Below are 23,805 nucleotides of genomic sequence, written 5' to 3'. Positions count from 1 at the left end.
TGCGACATATATTGCTGATATTAACGACGGGGATTACCGAAATACCAATAAGGAAGAGAATCTATGTCATTTTCATGTTTAATTGCAAAAGAATAAGACGATCTTACGTTGTAATTTCAAAATAATCACGTTATCTAGCATTTATTCTCAAGACTTTAAAATTAGCTCCACAAGATTACAGTGATGTCAAGTCTAACAGGTAACAGAACAGTAGTGATGCTGTCCCTGCTGGTGACAGGAGCGGCACTTGTGTCGTACGCCGTCTTGCCCATAGCCGCCTTTGCGCAGAACGACGGAAGCCAGCCCAAATGGAACGACAAGCACTTTGAAAAACACCACTGGGACAAAGACAGCAAGTCGTACAAGGACGATTCTGGCAAGGAATACAAATGCGAGACCCACCACGACGACTCCTGGTACTACTTCTACAACGGCGAATTCTACAAGTGCGACGACTACAAGCCAGCAAGTCCCTCAGAGACACCTTACTAACTTCTCCCCTCCCCTTCCTTTTTCTTTTTTCAAGCAGCAGCTTTAGAGCAGGATTGCGCTTAATAGCGCGTAATGGCATATTGATTGCTGGTGGGGTAGAGATGGCTGCAGACATCATAAAGCGCGTTTCTTCAGAAAAGAAGGAAATAGTGAAAAACCTGTATGTTTCTGGGATTCCTGAAGAGTTTATTGCGATGCAGCTTGACATAGAGATCCCGGTCGTCATCGCCATCCTCAAAGAACAGGGAATCTACAGACATGCAAACGAGCCATAAGCTGGTTTTTGACACGTCAAGTGCGGAGATTTTGATTCTTTAGCTGGACATTTGTAATACCAACATATCCGCCTGCCTTGGCTCGTTGGTTCGCAGTATTTCGATATAGCATTCTTGGCAAAACAGCTTGCCGTTGTACTGAAATGCCCTCTTGCCGCCGCTCTCGTACTCCATCAAGTTCGTAGCAGTCTTGCAGGCGCATTTTTCGCAGGTGGACATTTGTTGTTAATCACCACAATTATTTGGCTCTATAATGTTCTTAACTCTGTCCTTCTTTAGGCTATCGGTTTAGTGACGTAAATACTCATTTAATTCTCTAAAGATGTTCTATTTTCTGATATAGTACAGAGCTTATAGTATCAATAACGACGGGGTCAGGCTAAGCAAGGTCGTCTGATAATGGGGAGACAATCCCCCAAGGAATAGACAAAATCTGCTTCCCTGATCACCCGAGTCACAAGCCAAGACCGATGTGTGTGTTCATTACACTTCCCGCGCTCGCGCTGTGCCATTATCGGGCGCGGGGATTGTCTTTTCTTCATATTCTGACTTGAGCGTCTCATTGGCTTTGTTTGGCATGTTCTACTTTGACAGTTTTTTCATGCCAGCAGTCTGTGCAGCAGCCAAGAACCTAGAAGCGAGAGAGGAAAAACCTGTCTCAGGCTTCTGCTATGCGTATGCGTGTTTCAATGTCTTCTGGCAGGCCAGCTACTCTGTAGCGGGCGTATTCTTCGTACGTGGGTGCGGCTTCACGCTTGAAGTCATTTTTTTGGCCTTCTGTGACATTAAAGTACAGAGTGTGTCCGTCGTACCTTTCTGCCAGGTATTTGGGAATATAGAATTTTTCCAATTCCACATGCCCTTTCTGGGTTAGAATGTAATGCCTGCCTATTTCCTGGACTTCTCCAAGGTCAATATTCTTGCTAACACCGCGAGCCTCCTTGCCTTTTAGCTCGTTCCAATCCACAAAGTTGGTTATATCTGTCATGAGTACATTCCGTCTCTATCATATTAATGAGATACGCTGAAGCGAGACAGAGGCAATGTCGTGCAGGAAAATAGATTCCGATACCCAATGCTAGATGCCTAAACAGTCGCCATCTCTGCCCGGTCATAGCCCAGACAACAACAATACATACGTACATACGGTCCGGGTCCGTTTAACATGCAAATTTAAGGTGGGCCCAAAGGGATTCGAACCCTTGGCCGACCGGTTATGAGCCGGTCGCTCTAACCAGGCTGAGCTATGGGCCCGCGTACGTCTGTGCAGAATCAAAAATCTGACGAGTATGTATAAAGGTTTGGAGGCGTCGTCGTCAGCAGTACATGCCGCCGACGTACTTTTCCTGCACCGAGTCAAGGAGCAGGTTCTGCGCCTTTAGCGACTCTACTGCTGCCGCAAACGCCTTTTCACGCCTTTCAGCGGGAATCGCAGACAGGATGTCGCGCCACACCTGCGCGTGCCTCACGTCAGCTTCTTCATGTATCTCGAAATAGTTGAGGGCATCCTTGTTGCCCGTCATGTTGTAGAATTTCACAAGGCCGTCTATCTTGCTCCTGCTTATCTTTGGAAGCTCTGCCTCAAACGCGTACATCGCCGCGACTGCCTCCTCAAAAGACAGCGAAGTGAGTGATATCATCTTGGCCACCGCCTCGTTCGTCTTTGCCGCGCCCAAATATCCGGCAAGCTCTGGCTGCGAAACGCCCATCGCGCCGGCAAACCTTGCCCACGGCTCGACGTGCTCCGACTCTTCCTTCAGGTTCCCCTCAATCTCTGGGACCTTTGCTGGGTCGGCGGTGGCAGCAGAGGCTATGTTTTGCACGAACGCCGGCACTGCCTTTACAAGTTGAAAGTATTCCCTGGAATAACCCTGCAGGTGGTCGACTGTCAGCCTGCCCTCCGACCACATTTGGTAGAACGGGTGCTTCAAAAGGCTGCGCTTCTCTATTTCCGAGTCGATCCTCTCTACAAGGTCGTAATTTTCCATGAGGTACTTCACTTCAAAAGCCATAGAAAAACCTTATGACAGCAAGGATTTTATGTGAATCTCCCATCGATTGTGCTCAAGTGCTCCGGTGGTGTAGTGGCTATCCTGCCGGCTATGCCCGGCAAGAGGTCGCACAGTCCGGTCAAGCATTGTGGCCTTTCGAGTCGCAGATCCCGGGTTCAAATCCCGGCCGGAGCACTTTCTTACCAAATGCGCCGGCTAGCGCCGGCATACACACTATAAAAGCGCTTTCATCTCTTGCAAAATTCGCGGGTGTTACGGTTCTTGGCATATATTTTGAATCAAGACAAGCTCGATCCTTCCTTTCCTAGGTCAAGGAGCTGAAAATTCGTTCCAGCTGTCATTTCCCACAAAAAGCCGTTGCGTGGTCGTACAAAAGTCCGCCCACGCCCCCAGTACACAGCCACAAGACGGGGACGGACCAACCGGTTGACTCTCATACCCACCGGTAACTAGTTTCTACCCAGAGATCATAATAATGGATTGCGGCGGGGCAACTAGGGTTAACTGTCTATCCCTACGATAGCGACTCTGACCCGCGTAAAATAGCCTTTATTTCCAGCGCACAAGACAGTAGCCGCGCCACTTTTTGGGAAAGTCATTTTTACGATAAAAACCGGAATTACATATGAAAAGAACAAACGAATTTGAAAAGCTGAACGACAGGAAAGCGACTTACCTCACAGTCGACGACGACACTATGGTTAATTTGAAAAATTATTACAGGCTGGAAGATCACGGCGAATTGTTGCAGTTCATCAAAGACGTGGTTATTGTAGGCGATGAAGAATAATAGTAGCAGTAGTCGTGTCAAAATGTGAAAGAAATTGGGGCCAATTGGCCCTTATAGAAGACGTGTCTTAATGGATGTTCGCGCGGATCTTGTTCTTCAGCTCTTCTGTAATGTCTTCAGGCTTCATGTTATGGTCCCTTTGCGCGTGTGCCGCGGCGTTTTGCATTATTTCCTGTTCTGTATTACCTCTTACCACATAGTCACAGTTGTATCCTACGTCCTTACATTTCATTTCCATGATTATAGGATGCCATGCGTCCGCTTTAAGCGCGAACTAGAAATCTTACCTTCGTGGACTATATGACAAGCCCTTGGATGTCGTTTCTTGTACAAGATACCAAGCCTTACCATCATTTATCGCGTCCATTTGTCCAGACGCACCCTCAGCGAAAACATTCCTGCGGGAATGAAAGCACACAGGGAAGATTATTGTTTGAAGGCATTGCGTGAAATAGTAGAGTTGGTCTTTCGCTTCGCAGAGCCCACGGTTGCCAATAGATGAAAACGTTCAAAAGCTCTTCACAGAAAATTCTCAAAGAATGGCGTGAATCACCTGCATGTACACGATGATACTACGTTAGGATTTCAAAATAATCGATTTATGTGCGCTTATTGCTCAGATATTTAAGAACATGTGATTTGAGAGAGTACATTGATGTCAACCCAGATCAGGAACAAAGCGACGTTGCTCTTCCTGTCGGTCCTTGGCGTCGCAATCGCAGCAATGGCAATGGCACCAACAGCAACGCATGCCTCCAAAGGCAGCGAGTACTCGTACAAAAACTGCGGGTACTGGAAAGAAACCGAAAAAAGCTACGACTACGAGTACAAGCTAAAGAAGTCGCAGGATTCTAAAGAATCTGAGAAGGGCGGTGGAGAAGGCAAGTCCTATGAGTATGACTATTCCAATGATGACAAAAACGGCAAGAATGGCGATGATGATAAAGACTACAGCAAAGACGACAGCAATAACAACGATGACGGCAAAGACAAGTCATCGTACGACTATGGAAGTGGCAGCAGCTCAAAGGACTCTAGCGACTATGAAAAGTACAAGGGCGAGCACAAAGACTCGTACGAGTTTGAAAAGAGGAATACCATGGAAAGGCACGATGGCGACGAATGGTGCGACACTGATGGCAATGGCGACGGCGACTCTGACAATGGCGATCATTACTACTACAATGGCGACAAACACGACGACAGCGATGACGAAGACGATAATGATGATGACGGCGGCTATTAAAAAGTGATAACCAAAAATAGAGAGTTATCACTCCCTCCTCCTTTTTTTGTCCCGGACTTTCCAAGATAAGGGACACACATGCTTGCAAGATGTTAGGACTATCAGGCGCAGATTTGCTTTTCAAGAACCTGCCAGTTACAATCGTTATATCCACAGGAGAATATCACTATGCACATGTTCTCAGCCATCCTGTCCATATGGGGCTGCATACCAGAGATTACAAAGAACTGCGAAGACATGACAAACGCCTCCAGCACGTATCTTGGAATCATAGCCGGGGTGGCGATAGGAGCCATCATCAGCTGGTGGATTTACAACAGGCAGAAAAAGACTTCGGACGTGCAGGACCTTGTATTGAACAGGGTCAAGGAGCTTGAAGAAAGCCATGACAGGCTCTTGAAAAAGATAGAGAAAATCGACCAGAGGCATGAGACGACTCTGAACAGGATACTGGAACTGGACAAAGCGCTCAGGGACGCAATCAGCAGCAGCAACAAAAGAAAAGACAATGAAAACCAAGAGCCTGGCGGCGCGCAAGGTAGGCGATAGCCCTTTTGCCAAGGGAACGCCTTTTCAGTGTTCAAGAAATGCTTGCAGCAGCATCAGGCTGGGCGCGTGTGTGCGCGCCGACGGCCTATGCAGCCAACCGCGGATCTTTGAACCCATTAACAACACGTAGACGAGGGCCGCTCCAATATGCCTGCTATTGCAGCATACAGGGCAGGATAGGTGTACGCTGAAGGTCCACCATTATTTGTGGTCAGTATTCCTTGCCCGTTCGCGCTTTTTAGGCAGACTCTACTTGGTTATCCTGGCGTAGCGCCTTTTACCAGCATATTTGTGGAGAGCAGTAAATTAATATGGTCAACAAATCGAAACACCCTCAGGGAAAGAGCTGGTTCTTGGGCAGGAGAAACATAGAGGCCAACCCACTGACAGACCTTTGTGGCGACTACCTCGTGCGAATTGAAGACGCGCTCAAGCACGAGCTCGATTCTTATTCATGGTCAGAATTCCACGCGCCCTTGCGCTACGCCTGCGACGGTGGCAAGCGCATCAGGCCGCTCATCCTCGTCCTGTCGGCAGAGGCCATAAAGTGCAACAAGGCAAACGGCGACGCGTACCTTGCCGCTTCTGCCATAGAGCTCTTGCACACCGAGTCGATAATCCACGACGACATCATCGACGAGGAGCACACCCGCAGGGGCAAGCCGTCGTTCCACGTGAAATACGGCTACAACAGTAGCATCCTTACCGCGGACTTCGTACTCGGAGTGATACTTTCCATCGGCTCCAAACTAAAGAATCCCCGTGTGCTCAACGAGCTTTCAAACGCCGCTACACGCATGAGCGAGGGCGAGATGATGGAGATAAGGCTTAACAAGGCGCCGGCGATAACCGAGGACGATTACATCAAAGTCCTTGATTACAAGACGGCGTCGCTGTTCGAGACGTCGGCCAAGATAGGCGCGATACTGGGCGAGGGGACCGAGGAGCAGATACATGCCATGACGACATTTGGCCACCTGCTCGGGATAGCGTACCAGATCCACGACGACCTCATCGACTGGAACGACGAGGACAAGCTTTTCAACATGCTTGTCAAGCAGAACGACAGGTCCAAGGACTTTATCGACAGGATGGAGAAATTGTATCAATCATATGCCGCAAAGGCCAAGGACGAGCTGCTAAAGGTGGCGCCGGCAAACAATGAAGTCATCAGGCACTTGGAACTGATGACAGATTTGGCGTCGGTGCAGATCTAGCCAGGTACACATATACACACAGTTTTTTTCTCTCTCACGGCTCTGCGCCAAAAGCCCTGCAATCGCAAAAAAGTTCTTTTGGGCGCCTGTACAACGGTTTTTTCTCTGTTCTCTGCATCAATGCAGCAGCGGGCCGGGGTGGCCGCCAGAAATAAAGCTGAGGTCGGGCACCGCCTTTGACGCAAAGTCAAGCAGGGGCGCGTGCCAGATGCCAAAGCCTACCATGAACACCACGGCGAACACGAGGACGGCTATCATGGCCCTTGGCTCCTTTACCCGCTTCATGTCCGGCGCCTCCTCCATGTACATCTTTCTCATTATCCAGGCATAATAGCCGAGCGAGAGCGCGCTGTTGAGGACGCCTGCGATTGCAAGCCACGGGCCCCATTCGACTGATGAGCCCGAGTTTATCGCCGCGCCAAAGAGCACCAGCTTGCTCCAGAACCCGTTGAGGGGTGGGACGCCGGCAAGAGCCAGAAGCGCTATTGAAAGCGTCGCAGCGGTGATTGGCATACGCCTCCCAAGGCCGCGGTACTTTTCGAGGCTGTAGCTGGCAAGCGTCACCGCTACTGCAGCGACTGCAACGAAACCTGCAGATTTCATGACAGCGTGGTTGATGATGTGGAAGAGCGAGCCGGAAAGTGCCTGATCAGAGTACGGCGCAAGGGCTATGCCTATCATGATGTAGCCAGCCTGGGCTATTGACGAATAGGCAAGCATCCTCGGCACGCTTCTCTGCATTATGGCGCCGAGGTTCCCAATAGTCATGGTAAAGACTGCGAGTATCGCAAGGGTGAGCGTCCAGTCGGCGTTGAGCGCAAACATGCCGAGGACGACCACGCGGAGCGCGGCTGCAAAGCCTGCCTTCTTGGTTCCTGCCGCTAGCAGGCCGCCGATGGTGGAAGGTGAGCCCTCGTATGCGTCTGGAAGCCACATGTGGAACGGCACGAGGCCCATCTTGAACCCAAAGCCGGCGATAAAGAGCGCAATTGCAAGCAGGCCGACGGGCAGCATCGACGGGTCGAGGTGGGTCAGAGCCTTGACAGAGTCGCCAATGTTCGTAGTCCCGGTCATGCCGTAGACGAGGCCGATTGCAAAGACGATGAGGGCCGACGACAGGGCGCCGAACATAAAGTATTTTATCGCTGCCTCGTTTGACACTGGGTCGCGTTTCTGGAAGCCTGCAAGGGCGTACGTCGGCAATGACATCAGTTCCCATGCGACCAGCAGCATCACCAGGTCCGTCGAGTAGGCGATTAGCACCATGCCTATGCTTGAAAGCAGTATGAGCGAATAGTACGCCGCCGGGTTTGACCTGCCCTTCCAATAGTTCCACGACGACGCCGTCATCATGAGCGACACAAGGAGCAGCGCGACTGCAAAGAACGAGCCGAACATGTCGTCCGTGAGCACGCCCTGCCCGAACGCCACCGCGGGGAGCACTTCGCCGGAAAATACTCGGAATATCACGATGCCCATGGCGACGGCAAGAGCGCCAAACGCGATTGCGCTGTAAACCTTGTTCCGGTCCAGCCCCTTTTCGCGCCTTCCGGCGTCGATTGCGGGTATGGCCAAGCCTACCACGCCCAGTATTACCGTCACCAATATTGGTGTCGAAGTCAGGTCTACCATTTTTTCTCCATCTCCTTTTTTTTACATCAGCAGTAGCATCACTACTATCATGATGCCCACTGCGAACACGAACAGGTACGTCTGCGTGATGCCCGTCTGGCCGCTCTTGACGACTTTGGACATGCCGGCCATCGCGCCTTGGAACGCAGGGTTGATGCCGTCTATCACAGTGCTTTCAAAGTAGCGCCAGATAAAGCGGTATATTGCAAGCGGCCCGATGACTCCTCCCCAGTACAGCGCGGTGTTGAGGTACCACCTGTTGTAGAGGAACTTCCAGATGCCCCTTGTCACGATGTTGCGACCGATTGCCTCCGGGTCGGCCTTTCTTGCGATGTAGAACAGGAACCCAAGCCCTCCGCCCACCGCAAACGCGCCAACCGACGCGATTGCCGCCGTCGGGTTGAGGTTGAGGAACGTTCTGCCGGCCGCCTCGGGTGCAGTCGCGATTCCAAACGAGTCCTTCAGGTACTCGCTGAATAGCTCGTGCAACTGGCCTTCAAACACAAAGCCAATTACACCGACCGCTATAGTCGCAACGGCAAGTATCGCGAAGGGCACCCACATCACAGGTCCCACTTCGTGCACGTGGTGGCCCTTGTGTTCCATCTCTTCGAGGTGCTTGCTCTTGTTGCCAAAGAACGACATGCCTATCATCCTCATGGTATAGAAGGCAGTCATGACGGCGACTATTACCGCCATTGCAAAGAGCGGCCATGAATATGCATATCCTGATTCCAGTATGGCTGCAAATATCGCGTCCTTGCTCCAAAAGCCGGACGTAAACAGTGGGGCTCCGGCTAGCGAAAGTGCAGCAAGCATCATAAAGATGTAGGTTTTCCTCATGTCCTTTCGCAGGCCGCCCATGTCGGTCATAAAACGCGACCCGACGCTGTGCAAGAGCGCGCCTGCCCCCATAAAGAGCGACGCCTTGAACATGGCGTGGCTCATCAGGTGGAAGAACCCTGCAGTGTAGCCGTCCGTGAAATTAAGCGAGATGCCGGCGATGCCAAGGGCCATCATCATGTAGCCTATCTGAGAGCCGGTCGAATATGCAAGCACCTTCTTGATCTCGGGGCTGACCAATGCCTGAGTGGCAAGCAGGAACGCCGTGATGGCGCCGGTCCACGCGACCACTTCAAAGAACTGGCTTGTGTGTAGCGCAGAGAGCGCAAAGAACAGCGGCCCGATTCTTGCGACCAAGAACACACCGGCCTTGACCATGGTCGCGGCGTGGATGAGCGCAGAGACGGAAGTCGGGCCTGTCATGGCCTCAAGCAGCCACTCGTTGAGCGGGAATTGCGCAGACTTGCCCACCGCGCCTCCGAACAAGAGCACGGCGGCAGGAACGAGCAGGTTCTGCTGCGACATGGTCGCAGCCCACGACTGGTCGGCGACGAGCTCTTTGAACCCGAACGTGCCGGCGTAGGCAAATATCAGGAACATGCCAGCAAGCATCATCACGTCTCCGGCCTTGGTCATGAGGAACGCCTTCATGCCGGCGTGCGTGGGTGCGGTCCACATCGGGATTCCTCCCGCCAGGTGACCTTCCTTTCCGACATAGTCCTTCTTTCTGTCGTGGTACCAGAACCCGATGAGCGCGTACGACGCAAGGCCGACTCCCTCCCAACCAAAGAAGACCATGAGCAGGTTGTCAGATATCACAATAAGCTGCATCGAGCCTATGAAGAACAGCATAAAGAACCAGTACCTGGTGAGGTCCTTGTCGCCGTGCATGTAGCCCAGTGAATACACGAATATCAGAAACGCTATCCATGCCACGATGTTGGTCATGACTATGGCAAGCGGATCAGCAAGGACGCCTGCCTTCAGGCCGAGTGCCGAGATCCAGGTGACCTGGCTGTGCACTTCATGGCCGGCAAGCGCTACAGGTATCAGGGTCGCGGCGGATATCGCGCTTGCAAGCGCGAACCCGACGGCGATATAGTTGCGGGCATTTTTGCTCCCCTTGGCGATTGCAGGGATGATGGCAGCTCCTGCAAACGGGAGCATCCAGATCAGCCAGACGTTGATTGAATCAGCAAACGTTTCCACCATTATCAGGTCCCGCCTCCATTACTACTAACCTGCGCAGAGACTCCTTCATGCACAGAGACGCCGTCAGCCTCGTGCCCTAGTGAGACCGGTGCAATGGCGGCATGCTGGGGCAACGGGAGCACATTTTCGTGTCCGGCAAACATGCCCTGCACATAGCCGGTTATCGGGTTGAGGAACAGGTCAGGCAGTATGCCTATCGTGAGCGAAAGTGCTGCAAAGACCAGCATCGTGACTGTAATGTATGGGCTTGCCTCCTTGACGTGCGCCAACTCCTCCGGTATCTTGCCAAAGAAGACGCGCTTTAGCATCCACAGGATGTATGCAGAGGTCAGTATCGTCGCCATGATGCCAAAGCCAAACATCGCCGCGCGGAACCAGTCGCCGTTGTGGGCCGCAGTCTGCAGCGCGCCGTTGAACATGGTCCACTCGGCCATAAAGCCGCTTGTCGGCGGGACGCCCATGATTGTGAGCGCGCCAATGAACGCAATGACTGCCGTGTACGGCATCTTGCCTGCAAGGCCGCCGAGCTTTGACATGCTCCTGGTTCCCGTCTGCAGGATGATAGAGCCGGCCATCATGAAGAGCACGGCTTTGCCGAGGCCGTGTGTCACATAGAGCATGGTCGCGCCAGAGATGCCCAGTATGCTCTCTGATCCGAGGCCGAACAGTATGTAGCCCATCTGGCTGATCGACGAATAAGCGAGAACCTTCTTGATGTCGTCCTGCATCAGCGCCATGGCGCCTCCGTATATCATGGTGGCAAGGCCCCACATGTTGATGTAGAGGCTGTATTGCTCGTAACTGCCGGTGAGCAGCTCCAACCACAGCCTGAGAAGGCCGTAGGCTCCTATGCCGATCATCGCCGGCGAAAGCAGCGCGGACACTGGAGTGGGCGCTTCGGCGTGGGCATACGGGAGCCAGATGTGGAGCAGGAACGCGGCTAGCTTTACACCAAGACCGGCCACGAGCCCAAACACGATTAGCGCAAGCCATTGCTGCGGAATGTGCACGGCGTTTGCCTTTATCGTGGCATAGTCGTATCCGCCTGCGAAAAAGCCCATCGCAAGCAGACTCAACAGCAGGACCACTGCACCCACGTGGGTCCAGAAGAAGAACATCAGGGCTATTCTGCGCCTTGCGCCATAGCCGTAAAAGGCGACCAAGAAGAACGACGGGACGAGCATCAGTTCAAAGAACACATAGAACTCTATCACGTTGGTCGCAAGGACCGTGCCGAGCATCCCCATGGAGAATGCGAGATAGAGCCCAAAGTAGAGGCCCATCTGGCTGTTCACGTAATGCTTTTGCTCCGGGCTGAGGAGTGCGAGTGTCCCGCTGTGGCCGTGGCTTTCGTGTGACGAAGGAGAAGAAGAGGAAGAGGAGCCTTCCGTCTTGCCGTGGCCGGGCATGTCTTCCATTATCTTGTGGATCATGTACGGCTTTGAATAGAGCGCAAGAACGGTGCACAGCACATAGATTATCAGCGCAAACGGCAACGCAAGCCCATCAAGCTTTAGGCCAAAGTCGCCAAACTGCCCCCACTTGTACGTCTCAGAATACGAGGTCATGCCGCCGTGCAAGAGCATCGTCGGTATGAAGAGCAGGCCAGTAGACACTGCAAGCGCGCCAAACGAGAACCACGTGACGGCCGTGGACCCCGCGCGCCTGCCGATGACGTACGCGACTGGCGCCAGTAGGAGGGGTATGAAGGTCGCTGCCAACAGGAAATATGACTCTGCCATGCCCCTTCTCTATCCTCGCATACTCCTGAATTCTGCGACGTCTATTTCCTTGTAGAGGCGGTACGCGACAATCACAAGGCCAAGACCGATTGCGACTTCGGCCGCCGCGATTGCGATTGAAAACAACGCAAAGACCTGCCCCTGGACGTTGCCCGTCGACCTTGAAAACGCGACCAGCACAAGGTTTGCCGCATTGGCGATTATCTCTATCGAAATCAGCATCCTTATCGCGTTGCGCTTGACCACGATGCCGTATATGCCCACGGCCACGAGCGCGACGGACACTATCAGGAAATCAATCAATTCGCTCATTTTGTTGCTCCTCTTCTTTCTTTTCCAGGTCTTCTCTGCGCGCAAGCGCAAGCGCCGCTATTACAGAACCTGCAAGCACGAGCCCGAGGACTATTAGGACCGGCGAATAGTACGTAAGCATCTGCTCGCCAATCTGTACAAAGTCGACCGCTGGCGCGGTAAAGCTGTTGGTGCTGTTCAGGCCGGAGACCAAGAGCAGCGTGCCAAGGCCGGCCATTATGAACAGCATCAGCACAATGCCGCCTGCCTTTCGCCCCTTGTCCTCCTTTGTGGTAAACAACGCCTGCGTCCTGACGAGCATGACTGTGAATATCAAGAGCACCGCGACAGCGCCGACATATACGGCGATCTGGAACATGGCCACGAACGGCGCGTCCAACAGCAGGAAAAAGCCGGCGATGCCGAGCATGGAAATCGCAAGGCCGATTGCGCCATAGATGAGCTCGCGAGTCTCTAGCGCGATTATGGCAGAGCCGACGGTGAGCACCGCCACTCCTACGAATACAGGGTCAACCATGCGAGGCACCCCTGTCGGTTATCCTAATCTCGACGTCGCCTTGGTATTTCGGCTTGACTTCAAGCTGCTGCGGCGTGTATATCAAATGCTCTTTGGTAAAGCCGGAAAGCTCGTAGTCGTTTGTCATGAATAGAGCGTAAAACGGGCACGCGTCGACGCATAGCCCGCAGAACACGCACTTGCCATAGTCAATCTGCGGCATGATGGACTTCTTGTTTTGTTTCCAGTTCTCGTCAACCTTGACCATGCCGATTGCCTCGGCGATGCCCTCGCACGCAATGGCGCACAGCTGGCAGCCGGTGCACTTGTCATGGAGAAGGATGTGCCGGCCTCTGTATCCCGCAATGCCGACGCCGCGCTTTGGATCAAACTGGTAGCCGTCGCCCACAAAGCGGAGCTTTTGCTCGGGATAGCGGAACGTAAAGCGCCTTATCACAAGGTGCTTGGACCCAGACTCGATTGCCTTGATAAACCCGGATGCAGTTCCACTCATCTTACCAGGAGCCCTCCCGGACCAAGTATGCCGCCATATATTAGTGCAAGGGCGACGAACATGTTGATGAACGAAAGCACGATCAGCTTGTACCAGCCGGTGTGAAGCAAGATGTCTATCCTGATTCTGGGGCTGATGCCTCTAGGGAGCAGCATTAGCATTATCATGCCAAAGGTCTTTAGCGTGAACCAGACGATGGCCGAAAGCGTCTGCGGGTTGTATATCTTGTCGCCGGTGTAGCCTGGGATTATCTCTTGCGGGAATATCACAGGGCCTGCCCATCCTCCAAGGAACAATACTACAAACAGCGCAGCCAGCGCGTACGTCTTTACGTACGAGCCTAGCTGGATGAGGCCGTATATCATGCCCGAAGTCTCTGTGATCCAGCCTGCGACGATTTCAGACTCTGCCTCCGGCAGGTCGAAGGGAATCCGCTCAAGCTCTGCCAGCGACGACAGGTAGAACACGAATGCGCTTATGGGCAGGAAAAAGACGTACCAGTACGACGAGATCTGGGCGTTGACTATTCCTGTCAGGTTGAGCGTGCCGGCCAGTATGACCACCGACAGCGCGGATATTATGAACGGGATTTCAAACGCGATTATCTGGTGGAGCGCGCGCAGGCCGCCGATGAATGGGTACTTGCTGTTTGACGCCCACGAGAACAGAAGCGCTATGAGCGGGAAGAACCCGAGTATCGCAAAGACTGCAAGCAGGCCCACGTCGATGTTTGCCACTACCCAGCCGGGCGCCACGGGGATGAGCGCGGTGACTGCCGCCGCAGTCGAGACAAACGCTATTGGCGCGGCCCAGAATATCGGCTTGTCGGCGCCGGAGGGTACAATGATCTCCTTTGAAATCAGTTTTAGGCCGTCGGCCAGCAACTGCAGGATGCCCTCTATCTTGCCCACGTAGAGCGGTCCGTACCTTAGCTGCATCTTTGCCAGGAACTTGCGCTCCACAAAGATGGTCACCGCAGCAAAGAGCGCCGCGTAGCTAAAGCCTGGGAACGCCGCCACGCGGAACAGGTCCGTGTGGATCATGTACTTTACTATCGGGATGGTGCGCGTCGGGTCAACGACCATAGTCAGGAACAGGTACGGGGTCAGAGGCGCGTTGTTGACCGGCGGCAGGGGCACGTAGAATAGTACCACGAAGAGGAGCGGGAGCCCCACGAGCGAGAATATGATGAGTACCCAGAATACCAGCCACAGGACGCTCCCGATGAACTCGCCAAAGCGGAACGACTCGGTGTACGACATCTTTTATCTGTCAGCCTCCACGGGCCAGTAGTTCAGCGACCAGTATATCGATGGCATGTCTGCTAGCTTGTTGCCCACTAGCAGGAACGGCAGTGCAAGCATGTTGCGGAACGAGCCCACCGATATTTTTACGCGGTAAGGCTTGGGCGTACCATCGCTAACAATGTAATAGCCTAATGCTCCCCTTCCCGACTCGACGCGCCTGTAGGCTTCACCCGGCGGCCCTTTCGGGTTTGGCTGGAGTTTCGTGCGCACGTCGCCGGAAGCCGGCATCTTGTCGAGCAGCTGTCTCATGATGTTGCACGACTCTTTCATGTCGAGGAACGGCACGTACGAGCGGGCAAATGAGTCGCCCGTCTTCATGTACTGCACCTTAAAGTCTATCTCGTTGTAAATGTCATAGGGCTCTACCTTGCGAATGTCATAAGGAACGCCTGACGCCCGAAGCACCGAGCCGGTGACCCCGAGCTTTATCGCGTCTTCCTTTGAGAGCACGCCGACGCCTTCTGTCCTCTGCCTGAAAAGGGGCATGTTGTAGAAGATGTCCTCGTATTCCTTCAGGCGCTTTTCAAAGTAGTTGATGTGCTCAAGGCACTTTTCCTTGAAATTGTCAGGCATGTCGTTTCTCACGCCTCCGGGTATGTTGTAAGCATGAGTCACGCGGGCCCCCGTCAGCCTCTCCAGCAGGTCGATGAAAAGCTCGCGGTCGCCTGCCGGCCACATGAACATGGTCGAGTGGCCGAGGAATATACCATAGATTGCAAGCCAATACAATGTATACACTTGCCGGTTCATCTCTGACGCAAGGGCGCGGATGAATTGGCCCCTGCGCGGGACCTCAATTCCCATCAGCTCCTCGACTGCGAGGCTGTACGAGTAGGTGATGTTGGTCGAATCATGAATAACGGGTCTTTCAAGGTGCGGGATGTTCTGGATGACGTTGCGGTACTCGCACATCTTTTCCTCTCCGCGGTGGACATAGCCGGGGTCCGGGTCGCAGTAGACGATATAGTCGCCGTCAACCTTTACCACAAAACGAAAGTGGCCGGAGCCGGGGTGCTGAGGGCCGATTGAAAGCGTCATCAGTCGGTCTTCTTCGGTCTCCTTGACCACCTGCAGTCCCAGCTTCCTCGTCTCCTCTATCTTTTCTTCAAGGCTTGCCATTTTATCTACCCTTTATCCTGAATTCCTTGCGCAGCGGCGGGATGTCGGCCCAGTCCTCAGGCAGGAGGAACCTCTCGTTCCTCGGGTGGCCGTCAAAGTAGACGCCCAGCATCTCGAACGTCTCCCGCTCGTGGTACTCCACGGACTTGAAGACGTTAATTAAGCTTGGGATGTGAGCGTCGTCGCGGTTAGTTCGAGTAGCGAGAACAAGGACGTGGGCAAGAAGGTCGTCGCGCGTGTACGAGCCGAGGTGGTAGTCGACCTCTATCTGTTGGTCCTTCGGATAATCGGTGCCGGAAGCGCTCTCGGCGTGGTCAAAGCCCATGTTGTCGCGGATGTACGACGCGACTTCGACAATGTTGCCGGGCTCTATCTGGACCTTGATGCGCAATGGTCTAATGTAAAGGATTTTGACTGCGTCGCCAAAGCGCGTGACGAGCTGCTGCGCGATACCTTTTTCAAATGCTGGAGGCTCGGGCTCTTTTTTGGCCGGAGGAGCTGCAGCTGTCGCCGGTTTTGCAGCTGCGGGTACTGGCGGGGCCGTTGCCTTGGCCGGCGCAGGTGGCGCCGCCTTTGGCACGGGTTTAGTATTAGCAGTAGAATCAGCGGGTTTTGCAGCTGCCGGTGCTGGCTTGGCTGGCGGAGCTGGTTTTTTCTGCTCTTCGTTGTCGCTCATGTTACTTGATCTTTTGTCTCTTGATCTTTTCTTGGAGCAACATACAGCCCTGGATAAGGGTCTCAGGTCTCGGAGGGCACCCCGGCACATAGACGTCGACTGGGATTATGCCGTCGCACCCTGGGAGGACGTTGTACGAGTCGATGTATAGTCCGCCAGTGATTGCGCAGGCGCCCATTGCTATTACGTACTTGGGCTCTGGCATCTGGTCGTAGACCATTCTCAGCCTCGGGGCCATCTTTCTCGTCACCGTGCCCTGCACCACGATAAGATCGCACATGCGCAGCGAGCCGAACGCCTCGATGATGCCGAACCTCTCGACATCGTATCTCGGGCTTGAGGCAGCTCCGAACTCGACACTGCAACACGCCGTTTCAAGGTGCACCGGCCACAGGGACCAGATCCTACCCCAGTTGATTGCGTATCCAAGGGGCCTGTCAAGCGCCCTGACCAGGACGTCGGACAGCTTGGTCACAAGCACGTTAAAGTTGTTCGGGCTTGGGGTTACCAGTTCCTTGTTCATTTACGCAAATCTTCCTCCACCTGTACTTCGCCGTGACTGTATTTAAAACCTGCTAGCATAATGATGTTTACCAAATTCCCTTCCTCCCCGCAAGATACAGAGCATAGCCCATGGCTGCAAACATTATTCCAAGGAAAGCTATTATCGGAAGCGTGGCGGTCCTTGGGATGTGAAAGAGGGCCGTGCCCCAAGCGTACAGGAATATCGACATTACGTCAAAGACCACGAACATGAGGATGTAAGCGTAATACTGCATCATGAAGTGGGAGCGGCCTTCGCCCGTCGGCATCTGCCCGCACTCCATCGGCAAGAACTTTACCGGGTTGTAGCGGCGCCTTGGCGACACCAGCCTCGACAAGATGAGGGCGGGCACCGAGGCTACAAGACCAAAGCCAAGCATGTAAAGAATTGGCGTAAAGTCTGCAGCGGTCTCTCCAGCCAAGTCACCCATGCTGGTCTAATGAAGATATAAAAACTTAACGAGAATTATGTGCGGCAATCGTCAATCGGTTAATCTGTCAACCTTTCAGGACCATGTTGAACAGCTGGCGCGCGGCGAGTTTTGGGTGGTGCAGCGCAAGCTTCATCATCTTGCCGGCGGTAAACTCGGCCTTGACAAAGTCAATGAACTCGTCTGCTGACATGTCTCGCAGTATCTCTATCTCTCTGTCCCATTCCTCGTCCGACAGCCCTATCCAGCGCGACTGCACCTTCAGAGCAGACGCGATTTTTGATGCCACCTTGGCCTTCCACGCCTTTTCATAACTTAAAAGAGACTCGCGGGTGGCGCCCCTCTCTAGCGACTGCGCGCCCACCTCGCCGGCGAGCCTGCCAAACTCGATTGCATAGCGTATGCCCTCAAGCACAAGCGGGTTTGCCTGGCCGGCCGAGTCGCCCACCATGAGAAGGCCGTCTGCTACCGTGCTTGCACGCGTGCCCTCGTTTGGGATAGAGCCGTAGTGCAGCTCTACCGGCTGTATCTTGCCCAGCTTGTCAAGCGGCTTTAGCCTCTTTTCCAGAATAGCATGTAATTTGTCAAGCGGGTCAGCCGGCGACTCGGGCCTGCCTATTCCGACTCCAATCCTCACCCTGTTTTTTGAAAGCGGAAAGACCCAAGCGTAGCCGGCCTCCGAATACTGCTGTCCGACCATCAGCGTCCAAAGTTTGCTGTCCGCGTGGTCGCAGTAGCACTCGTATTCCGCGCCTACTCCGTAGCGCTTCCACTCGCCGGCCATGCCGGCCCTGCGCGCAGCCGATGTGCCAAAGCCGCTTGCATCTATAACAAGAGGACAGGAAACCTCAAGGTCGCCTGCCGGCGTGCTTGCCTTGACGCCTGCGACCCTGCCGTTCTCTCCTTTTTTTACAACGTTGATGACGTTGCTCCTGACCATTATCTTGGCGCCGGCTTCTGCCGCCATGAATGCAAGGTGCTGGTACGTCGCCCTCACGTCAAGCACGCATGAGCGGGGATTGTTGCTGCTGCCGGTTATCATGACCTCGTTTGAGGGCGAGATGAACTGGTAGCTGGAGATAGGGTTGTACAAATGAGAAGGAATGCCGAGCGCGTCCATCGAATCTATCCAGCTTACGCCGGACGTCCTCACGCTGTGCGCGATTGCCTCGTCCTTCTCAAAGAGGATGACATTTGTACCTGCCTTTGCGGCCGCCCAGGCCGCAGAGAGTCCCGCAGGACCTCCCCCCACGACGGCAATGTCGTATTTTTCCATCGTCACTACCATTATCACATCTCACCCTGCCGTGAAAGAGACCTTTCCAAAGCGCATGTACGGCAGTACCGAGGCGCCTATAACCTTGCGCTCCTTCGACATCCCCGTCATGTTCTTTATGCAGTCAAAGACGTTCCCGGCGACCATCACCTCCTTGACAGGGTGTACAAGCTCGCCGTTTCTCACCAGCCAGCCGCCCTTTACCACGCCGGAAAAGTCGCCGTTTACAGAGTTGACGTTTCCGGAAAACCTGCTTATCATCACTCCCTGCTTCATCTCTGACACGAGGCCGTCGAGGGACGACCTGCCAGGCCGTACAACAAAGTTGGTGGTCGCAACCGATGGAGGCGAGCTTGTCGAGCCGTAGGCGTTTCCCGTGCTCGTTTCGCCGGCCTTTTTTGCGGTGTAGGTGTTGTAGAGGAATTGTTTTAGCACGCCGTTTTCGATGACGGCGTTTTTCCTGTGCGGCACGCCCTCGCGGTCAAAGCTTGCAGCCGCCAGACCGTCAGCGTTTGTCGCGTCGTCCTCCACGGACAGCATGTCAGACGCTACGCGCTTGCCGAGCTTGCCCGCAAACATGCTCGACTTTTTCTGGACGGCGTCAGAGTTTATGGAATGCGCTATGACCTCCTCCACCATCTCCATCGCTGCCGCAGGCGTGAGGAGCATCTCGCCCTTGAAGCTCTCTATCTTTTTTGCGCCAAGCGAGCCGGCGACAGTGCGCGCAAATTCCGTCGCGGCAGCATTGACGTCGATTTCCTTTACGCGGTGAGTACCTCCAGACTGGACGTCAAAGCTTGACACATCGCCGCCGTCTATTGCCATTCCCATTATCGACCACGAAAACACGCTCAGTTTTTCCGACAACAAGACGCCATTAGAGTTGGCAAGCCAGTGCGTCATGCCGGTGGCAGAAAAGTTGCCACTGTCGACGCTCACCCTCTTGTCGTGCGATTTTGCTGTTTTGAGCATCTCGGCGGCAAGCCTCGCCGCGTCCTTGGCTTCAAACGATTCAGAATTTCTGTCATAAATCCCGCCTAGGCGGCTAATCTTTCTCGGCTTTGCGGGAAGCGAGTTGAGCTTGTCCCGGGGGCTTGCGCGCGCCATCTTGACTGCAGAATACACTGCGCCTCTGATTTTTTCCGGGTCGATGCTGTTGACCGCGTAGAACCCGAGCGCGCCGTGGAGAAAGATGCGTATCCCGACCGCGCTTGCCTTTTGCGTCTTGGCCTGCTTCAGGTCGTTGTTCTCGATAAACACTTCAGACTCTTTGGTAACTGCAGCATAGACCTCGGCGTCGCCTGCGCCGTGGGCCTCAGCCTCCCGGAGGGCGAGGCGCAGAAGGCTTTCCATCGTCGTCACTGCATACCCCCTATTATCGCAGTGCACCGTACGTGCGGGCCCCCGCCGTCGACCTTGGCCGGCTGGTACTTGCCGCAATAGCCGGTGCCGATGTCGTACTCGAACTTGCTTCCGACCATGTCTATCGACTGCAGCACGTCAAATGCGTTGCCGGAGATGCTTGCGCCCCTCATCAGCTCCTTTATCTCGCCGTTTTCGATGAGATACGCCTCCTGCGCGCCGAACATGAACTCGCCGTTTGCGTCGGCCTGGCCGTTTCTAGCGCCCTTGACGAGGTATCCGTGTTTCGTCTCTTTAACCATCTCTGCAAGCGTGTCAGAGCGTGGCTCGATGTACGTGTTTCTCATCCTTATCAGGGGCTCGTCGCTGTAGGTGAACGCGCGTGCGTTGCCGGTCGATGCTGTCCCAAACTCAAAGGCAGACTCGCGGTTGTGCAGAAACGATTTCAGCACGCCGTTTTCGATTATTGCAGTCCTGCCGGCCTCGACTCCCTCGTCGTCGACTCCGATTGTGCCGGCAGCGTTATCAGAAATGTCAGACCTGCCGCTGTCAACAAGGGTGACAAGGTCGCTTGCCACCTTTTGGCCCAGCCTATCCTTGACGACAGAGCCAGAGAGCACGAAATCTGCCTCGACCGTGTGTCCGACTGCCTCGTGGCACAAGAGCCCTACCATGCCGGGGTCCAGTATTATCACGGTCTTTTCACCTGTCGCGTATTTTGCTCTGAGGAGTTTTGCAGCCTTTTCCGCCGCCAGCTGCGCGTACTCTAGGTGGCCTTTCTTGAACAGGTCATCCCAGCCTCCGGTTATGCCGATGCCCTCGCTTGCGGTGACGCTCTGGGCGCCGTCCCTTGCCACCGCGGTGACGTTGAACTCGGGCTTGGAATCAAATATCTCTACTTCTGCGCCATCGCTGTTTGCAATCGCCTTGTGGTCAAGGATGTCACGGTAGGTGGCCGAAGCAGTTTTTATCACTTTGGCGTGCTTGCGCGCGGCCGCCTCTGCCTCCCTTGCTACCCTTATCTTTTGCTCGATGTCTATCCCGGCAAGGTCGCCCTTTGCCTTTGCCACGAATGTCCCCCTCGCCATTTTTGACTCGGCAAGGCCCTTTACCTTGTTCTTCTTCGACCTGCCAAGGACACGGGCCATAGACACCGCGTGCGCAAGCGACTCTTTCAAATCATCTTTTGACATGCTTGCGGTGCTTGAAAAGCCCCAGCAGCCGTCCACCAGCACCCTGATGCCGCAGCCGGCGCTTTCGACCATGCGCACCCTCTCCAGCCGGCCGTTTGCGAAATTGACCTCGGAGAACGACCGGGCCTGGTAGCGCGCCTCGACATAGCTTGCGCCCCTCGACGACGACGAGACGAGCGACCGCAGTGCGTCGAGCATCGCTTGTGGATGTTGCAACAAAGACACACAACCGTGACGTGTTTCTGTAAATTATGTCTTGTGACTGCTATGTATTCTTCCTCCGTACCCCATTTATTTGATAATTGTAGATAATCGGCGGTGAAAAAGAGGACAATTGTGATGCTGTCAGCAGTAGCAGCTGTTGCAGGCATTACAATCATCAGCGCCATTGCGTTTTTACCCGACGTGGACCTCCCCTTCAGGACAAGTGGCACCACAGAGGTTGAAAGCAGCAGCGGGCCGACTCTGCTTGATAGCTCGCTTGTTCTAGAGCAGGTTGTAGAGGGGCTGCAGTTTCCTACCAGCATGGCATTTCTGGACGTAGGCAACATACTGGTGCTTCAGAAAAATGACGGCCAGGTGCGGCTCGTTTCAAATGGCGAGCTTGTCGAACAGCCGGTCCTGCAGGTCGCCGTGGAAAACGACGTGGAGCGGGGGCTTCTTGGCATAGCCGTGTGGAACGGCAGCAGCGCCACTGGCAACGAGGTGTTCCTCTACCTTACAGAAAACGTGACTGATGGGAAAGACACGCTTGCCATGAACAGGATATACAAGTACAATTACGACTGGGACAAAAAGACCCTGGTCAATGGCACGCTCCTCCTCGACCTTGCAGGTGGGCCTGGACCCTACCACAACGGCGGCAAGATGACAATCGGCCCCGACGGATATCTGTACGCAGTCATCGGGGACACAAACTTTAGCATGGGAATTTCAGACAACCATTTTACAGATCAGGCTCCGGACTACAGGTCGGTCATAATACGCATTGACAGGGAAACAGGCAAGGCCCCAAGCGACAACCCGTTCTACGGGATAAAAGGATTAGAAAGAGCCTACGCGTATGGCATTAGGAACAGCTTTGGAATGGACTTTGACCCCGTAACAAACAGGCTGTGGATGACCGAGAACGGCCCGACAACGTACGACGAGATAAACGTGGTGCCGCCGGGGTTCAACAGCGGGTGGGACAAATTCACGGGCCCGATTGCAAAAAGCAACGCGACGATGGACGACCTTGTCATGGTAAAAGGTGCAAAATACAGCGATCCGGTGTTTAACTGGTACATCCCAGTCGGCGTGACTGACATCGAATTTTTCAACTCTGACAAGCTGGGCGAGAAATACAGGAACAATATCTTTGTAGGAGACGTCAACAACGGCAACCTCTACTTCTTTGAAGCAAACCAGAACAGGACCGGGCTCTATTTCGGCGACAAGCAGTCCAACCTTGCAGACCTCGTAGCAGACCCCGTGCCTGACAAGGACACTGGCAGGCTAGACGGCGAGCTTGCCCCGATAACCTTTGGCAAGGGCTTTGCTGCAATAACGGACGTTGAGACCGGCCCCGACGGATACCTGTATGTGCTCACGCACATTGACGGCAAGATATACAGGATAACAACGGGTGCAGGGCAGTAGAGCGAGATGTTTTTATTCAGAAGATGTTTTTGCCGAATGTTGGTTTCAACTCTTGTTATTATAGCGAATTAGCTGCTCAGACGTCTGAGATCCTGAACAAGCATGGAAAAAGAAACATGCGGGATCTCCCTGCTTATCCCGACAGCCGGTTTTGCCCTAATTCTTTTCCAGATGGACATGCACGGGCGTAGGATTCGAGATGATGTCAAACACTGGAGAGCGTTTTTGAGCAAGCTCGACCAGCTCTTGGAGCTTTTCCTCTGGCGCATCCGCCTTTATCCTGAAAGCCATATCAATCTTCTCGTACCCATTCCTTACTTTCTCTGACAGCCCCAGAAAGCCCTGCACGTCCAAGTCGCCTTGCAATGTCGATTCGACTTCATCTATATTGATTCCTTGCGCCGCTGCGTGGTAGATGAGACTTGTAGTCAGGCAGCCTGCCAGAGCAGCCAAGGCGTATTCCACCGGATTGGCTCCCTGATCCTGACCCAACAGCACAGGCGGCTCGTCCTTTACGTATTCGAAAGGTTTGCTCCGGCTGTGCGTCTGGCACGCACCGTAAAACTCGTTGACCGTTGTCCGGTTGTTTCCACCATTGACCCATCGGTTCTTGGCCCTGAAATTGAACTTTGCGATGGTCGGGTTGCCTTTGACTGCTACCACTGTCTTGAACAGGTTGTCGACGTTTACTCCATTCACCGTTTTGTCTGTCATAGCATTTTATGGCCCATAGATGATAAAGCGTCAACGGGAGTTGGACACCCGTATTCTACAAAATGCTGTAGGCAGTTTGCGGCAAAGGTTCAGGTTCCTTGACGGCGAATTTGAAATACCGAGATCTACAGCAGTCAGAAGACGATGCCTGCTGCAGCGCTAACCTTATTGCCGACTAGTCAGCCTCACAAAGCAAGCGGGGCGCATATTA

At 53.9% G+C, this 23,805-nt stretch carries 26 protein-coding genes and 2 tRNA genes; 8 read left to right on the top strand and 20 right to left on the bottom strand.

Going from position 1 to position 23,805, the window contains the following annotated elements:
• Positions 1 to 183: 183 nt before the first annotated feature.
• Together ACYOR7_RS02755 and ACYOR7_RS02750 are read left to right on the top strand one after the other, a co-directional pair.
• A complete protein-coding gene (locus ACYOR7_RS02755; RefSeq protein ID WP_294804582.1) occupies positions 184 to 492 on the top strand; it encodes a hypothetical protein in 309 nt (102 codons plus the stop codon).
• A gap of 101 nt (positions 493 to 593) precedes the next feature.
• On the top strand, positions 594 to 767 hold the full coding sequence (locus ACYOR7_RS02750; RefSeq protein WP_294804580.1) for a hypothetical protein: 174 nt from the start codon (positions 594 to 596) through the stop codon (positions 765 to 767).
• A gap of 39 nt (positions 768 to 806) precedes the next feature.
• Here the strand turns inward: ACYOR7_RS02750 and ACYOR7_RS02745 are convergent, their stop codons facing one another.
• The 4 genes from ACYOR7_RS02745 to ACYOR7_RS02730 all read right to left on the bottom strand — a co-directional run bounded on the left by ACYOR7_RS02745 (position 807) and on the right by ACYOR7_RS02730 (position 2,779).
• The gene (locus ACYOR7_RS02745; RefSeq protein ID WP_479913053.1) at positions 807 to 986 is read right to left on the bottom strand and encodes a hypothetical protein; all 180 of its coding nucleotides are present in this window, start codon (positions 984 to 986) and stop codon (positions 807 to 809) included.
• Positions 987 to 1,425: 439 nt separating this feature from the next.
• Entirely contained in the window at positions 1,426 to 1,755 is a 330-nt protein-coding gene (locus ACYOR7_RS02740; RefSeq protein ID WP_294804578.1) for a hypothetical protein, read from the bottom strand.
• 191 nt (positions 1,756 to 1,946) lie between these two features.
• Positions 1,947 to 2,021 (bottom strand) — tRNA-Ile (locus tag ACYOR7_RS02735).
• A gap of 62 nt (positions 2,022 to 2,083) precedes the next feature.
• On the bottom strand, positions 2,084 to 2,779 hold the full coding sequence (locus ACYOR7_RS02730; RefSeq protein ID WP_294804576.1) for an iron-containing redox enzyme family protein: 696 nt from the start codon (positions 2,777 to 2,779) through the stop codon (positions 2,084 to 2,086).
• Between the two features lie 58 nt (positions 2,780 to 2,837).
• On the opposite strand from ACYOR7_RS02730, the gene ACYOR7_RS02725 reads away from it, so the two are divergent.
• Positions 2,838 to 2,953: transfer RNA gene (locus ACYOR7_RS02725), tRNA-Glu, on the top strand.
• A gap of 451 nt (positions 2,954 to 3,404) precedes the next feature.
• Positions 3,405 to 3,569 carry a hypothetical protein gene (locus tag ACYOR7_RS02720; RefSeq protein ID WP_294804574.1) on the top strand — a complete coding sequence of 55 codons (165 nt, stop codon included), beginning with the start codon at positions 3,405 to 3,407 and terminating at the stop codon, positions 3,567 to 3,569.
• Between the two features lie 67 nt (positions 3,570 to 3,636).
• On the opposite strand, the gene ACYOR7_RS02715 is transcribed toward ACYOR7_RS02720, so the two are convergent.
• Positions 3,637 to 3,807, bottom strand: a complete 171-nt coding sequence (locus ACYOR7_RS02715) for a DUF1059 domain-containing protein (RefSeq protein ID WP_479913052.1) — start codon at positions 3,805 to 3,807, stop codon at positions 3,637 to 3,639.
• A gap of 417 nt (positions 3,808 to 4,224) precedes the next feature.
• Here ACYOR7_RS02715 and ACYOR7_RS02710 point away from each other — a divergent pair, with 417 nt between their 5' ends.
• From ACYOR7_RS02710 to ACYOR7_RS02700, 3 genes are all read left to right on the top strand, one after another.
• On the top strand, positions 4,225 to 4,815 hold the full coding sequence (locus ACYOR7_RS02710; protein WP_479913051.1) for a hypothetical protein: 591 nt from the start codon (positions 4,225 to 4,227) through the stop codon (positions 4,813 to 4,815).
• Positions 4,816 to 4,989: 174 nt separating this feature from the next.
• Positions 4,990 to 5,364 (top strand): hypothetical protein, encoded by a 375-nt coding sequence (locus ACYOR7_RS02705; protein WP_294804571.1) that lies wholly within the window; start codon positions 4,990 to 4,992, stop codon positions 5,362 to 5,364.
• A gap of 311 nt (positions 5,365 to 5,675) precedes the next feature.
• Positions 5,676 to 6,581, top strand: a complete 906-nt coding sequence (locus ACYOR7_RS02700; RefSeq protein ID WP_294804569.1) for a polyprenyl synthetase family protein — start codon at positions 5,676 to 5,678, stop codon at positions 6,579 to 6,581.
• Positions 6,582 to 6,698: 117 nt separating this feature from the next.
• On the opposite strand, the gene ACYOR7_RS02695 is transcribed toward ACYOR7_RS02700, so the two are convergent.
• The 14 genes from ACYOR7_RS02695 to ACYOR7_RS02630 all read right to left on the bottom strand — a co-directional run bounded on the left by ACYOR7_RS02695 (position 6,699) and on the right by ACYOR7_RS02630 (position 21,455).
• A complete protein-coding gene (locus ACYOR7_RS02695) occupies positions 6,699 to 8,213 on the bottom strand; it encodes an NADH-quinone oxidoreductase subunit N (protein ID WP_294804567.1) in 1,515 nt (504 codons plus the stop codon).
• A 21-nt stretch (positions 8,214 to 8,234) separates the two neighbouring features.
• Positions 8,235 to 10,268 (bottom strand): NADH-quinone oxidoreductase subunit 5 family protein, encoded by a 2,034-nt coding sequence (locus ACYOR7_RS02690; protein WP_479913050.1) that lies wholly within the window; start codon positions 10,266 to 10,268, stop codon positions 8,235 to 8,237.
• A gap of 2 nt (positions 10,269 to 10,270) precedes the next feature.
• Positions 10,271 to 12,010, bottom strand: a complete 1,740-nt coding sequence (locus ACYOR7_RS02685) for a complex I subunit 4 family protein (RefSeq protein WP_479913049.1) — start codon at positions 12,008 to 12,010, stop codon at positions 10,271 to 10,273.
• A gap of 9 nt (positions 12,011 to 12,019) precedes the next feature.
• Complete coding sequence (nuoK, locus tag ACYOR7_RS02680; RefSeq protein ID WP_294804561.1) at positions 12,020 to 12,322, bottom strand: NADH-quinone oxidoreductase subunit NuoK; 303 nt, start codon at positions 12,320 to 12,322, stop codon at positions 12,020 to 12,022.
• Entirely contained in the window at positions 12,306 to 12,839 is a 534-nt protein-coding gene (locus ACYOR7_RS02675) for an NADH-quinone oxidoreductase subunit J family protein (protein WP_479913048.1), read from the bottom strand. Before ACYOR7_RS02675 ends, nuoK begins: the two co-directional genes overlap by 17 nt.
• Complete coding sequence (locus tag ACYOR7_RS02670) at positions 12,832 to 13,332, bottom strand: NADH-quinone oxidoreductase subunit I (RefSeq protein WP_294804557.1); 501 nt, start codon at positions 13,330 to 13,332, stop codon at positions 12,832 to 12,834. The genes ACYOR7_RS02675 and ACYOR7_RS02670 overlap by 8 nt, the downstream gene beginning before the upstream one ends.
• On the bottom strand, positions 13,329 to 14,594 hold the full coding sequence (locus ACYOR7_RS02665; RefSeq protein WP_294804555.1) for a complex I subunit 1/NuoH family protein: 1,266 nt from the start codon (positions 14,592 to 14,594) through the stop codon (positions 13,329 to 13,331). The genes ACYOR7_RS02670 and ACYOR7_RS02665 overlap by 4 nt, the downstream gene beginning before the upstream one ends.
• A gap of 3 nt (positions 14,595 to 14,597) precedes the next feature.
• Positions 14,598 to 15,677: an NADH-quinone oxidoreductase subunit D gene (locus ACYOR7_RS02660; protein ID WP_366137380.1), complete on the bottom strand. Its 1,080-nt coding sequence runs from the start codon at positions 15,675 to 15,677 to the stop codon at positions 14,598 to 14,600.
• An 82-nt stretch (positions 15,678 to 15,759) separates the two neighbouring features.
• On the bottom strand, positions 15,760 to 16,434 hold the full coding sequence (locus tag ACYOR7_RS02655) for an NADH-quinone oxidoreductase subunit C (RefSeq protein WP_479913047.1): 675 nt from the start codon (positions 16,432 to 16,434) through the stop codon (positions 15,760 to 15,762).
• A 1-nt stretch (position 16,435) separates the two neighbouring features.
• Positions 16,436 to 16,957 carry an NADH-quinone oxidoreductase subunit B gene (locus tag ACYOR7_RS02650; protein ID WP_294804549.1) on the bottom strand — a complete coding sequence of 174 codons (522 nt, stop codon included), beginning with the start codon at positions 16,955 to 16,957 and terminating at the stop codon, positions 16,436 to 16,438.
• Positions 16,958 to 17,024: 67 nt separating this feature from the next.
• Entirely contained in the window at positions 17,025 to 17,357 is a 333-nt protein-coding gene (locus ACYOR7_RS02645) for an NADH-quinone oxidoreductase subunit A (RefSeq protein ID WP_366137378.1), read from the bottom strand.
• A gap of 118 nt (positions 17,358 to 17,475) precedes the next feature.
• Positions 17,476 to 18,696, bottom strand: coding sequence for an NAD(P)/FAD-dependent oxidoreductase (locus ACYOR7_RS02640; RefSeq protein WP_479913046.1), 1,221 nt, complete (start codon positions 18,694 to 18,696; stop codon positions 17,476 to 17,478).
• Between the two features lie 9 nt (positions 18,697 to 18,705).
• Positions 18,706 to 20,037, bottom strand: a complete 1,332-nt coding sequence (locus tag ACYOR7_RS02635; protein WP_479914443.1) for a TldD/PmbA family protein — start codon at positions 20,035 to 20,037, stop codon at positions 18,706 to 18,708.
• A 5-nt stretch (positions 20,038 to 20,042) separates the two neighbouring features.
• The gene (locus ACYOR7_RS02630; RefSeq protein ID WP_294804543.1) at positions 20,043 to 21,455 is read right to left on the bottom strand and encodes a TldD/PmbA family protein; all 1,413 of its coding nucleotides are present in this window, start codon (positions 21,453 to 21,455) and stop codon (positions 20,043 to 20,045) included.
• Between the two features lie 102 nt (positions 21,456 to 21,557).
• Here ACYOR7_RS02630 and ACYOR7_RS02625 point away from each other — a divergent pair, with 102 nt between their 5' ends.
• The gene (locus tag ACYOR7_RS02625) at positions 21,558 to 22,880 is read left to right on the top strand and encodes a PQQ-dependent sugar dehydrogenase (RefSeq protein ID WP_479913045.1); all 1,323 of its coding nucleotides are present in this window, start codon (positions 21,558 to 21,560) and stop codon (positions 22,878 to 22,880) included.
• A gap of 156 nt (positions 22,881 to 23,036) precedes the next feature.
• Here ACYOR7_RS02625 and ACYOR7_RS02620 read toward each other — a convergent pair whose 3' ends face one another.
• Positions 23,037 to 23,594 carry an OsmC family protein gene (locus tag ACYOR7_RS02620; RefSeq protein ID WP_479913044.1) on the bottom strand — a complete coding sequence of 186 codons (558 nt, stop codon included), beginning with the start codon at positions 23,592 to 23,594 and terminating at the stop codon, positions 23,037 to 23,039.
• Positions 23,595 to 23,805: the final 211 nt, after the last annotated feature.

The organism is Candidatus Nitrososphaera sp. 86-2 (assembly GCF_056726185.1).
Note: the sequence above shows the minus strand (reverse complement) of the source record. Positions and strands in the feature narration are given on the sequence as shown.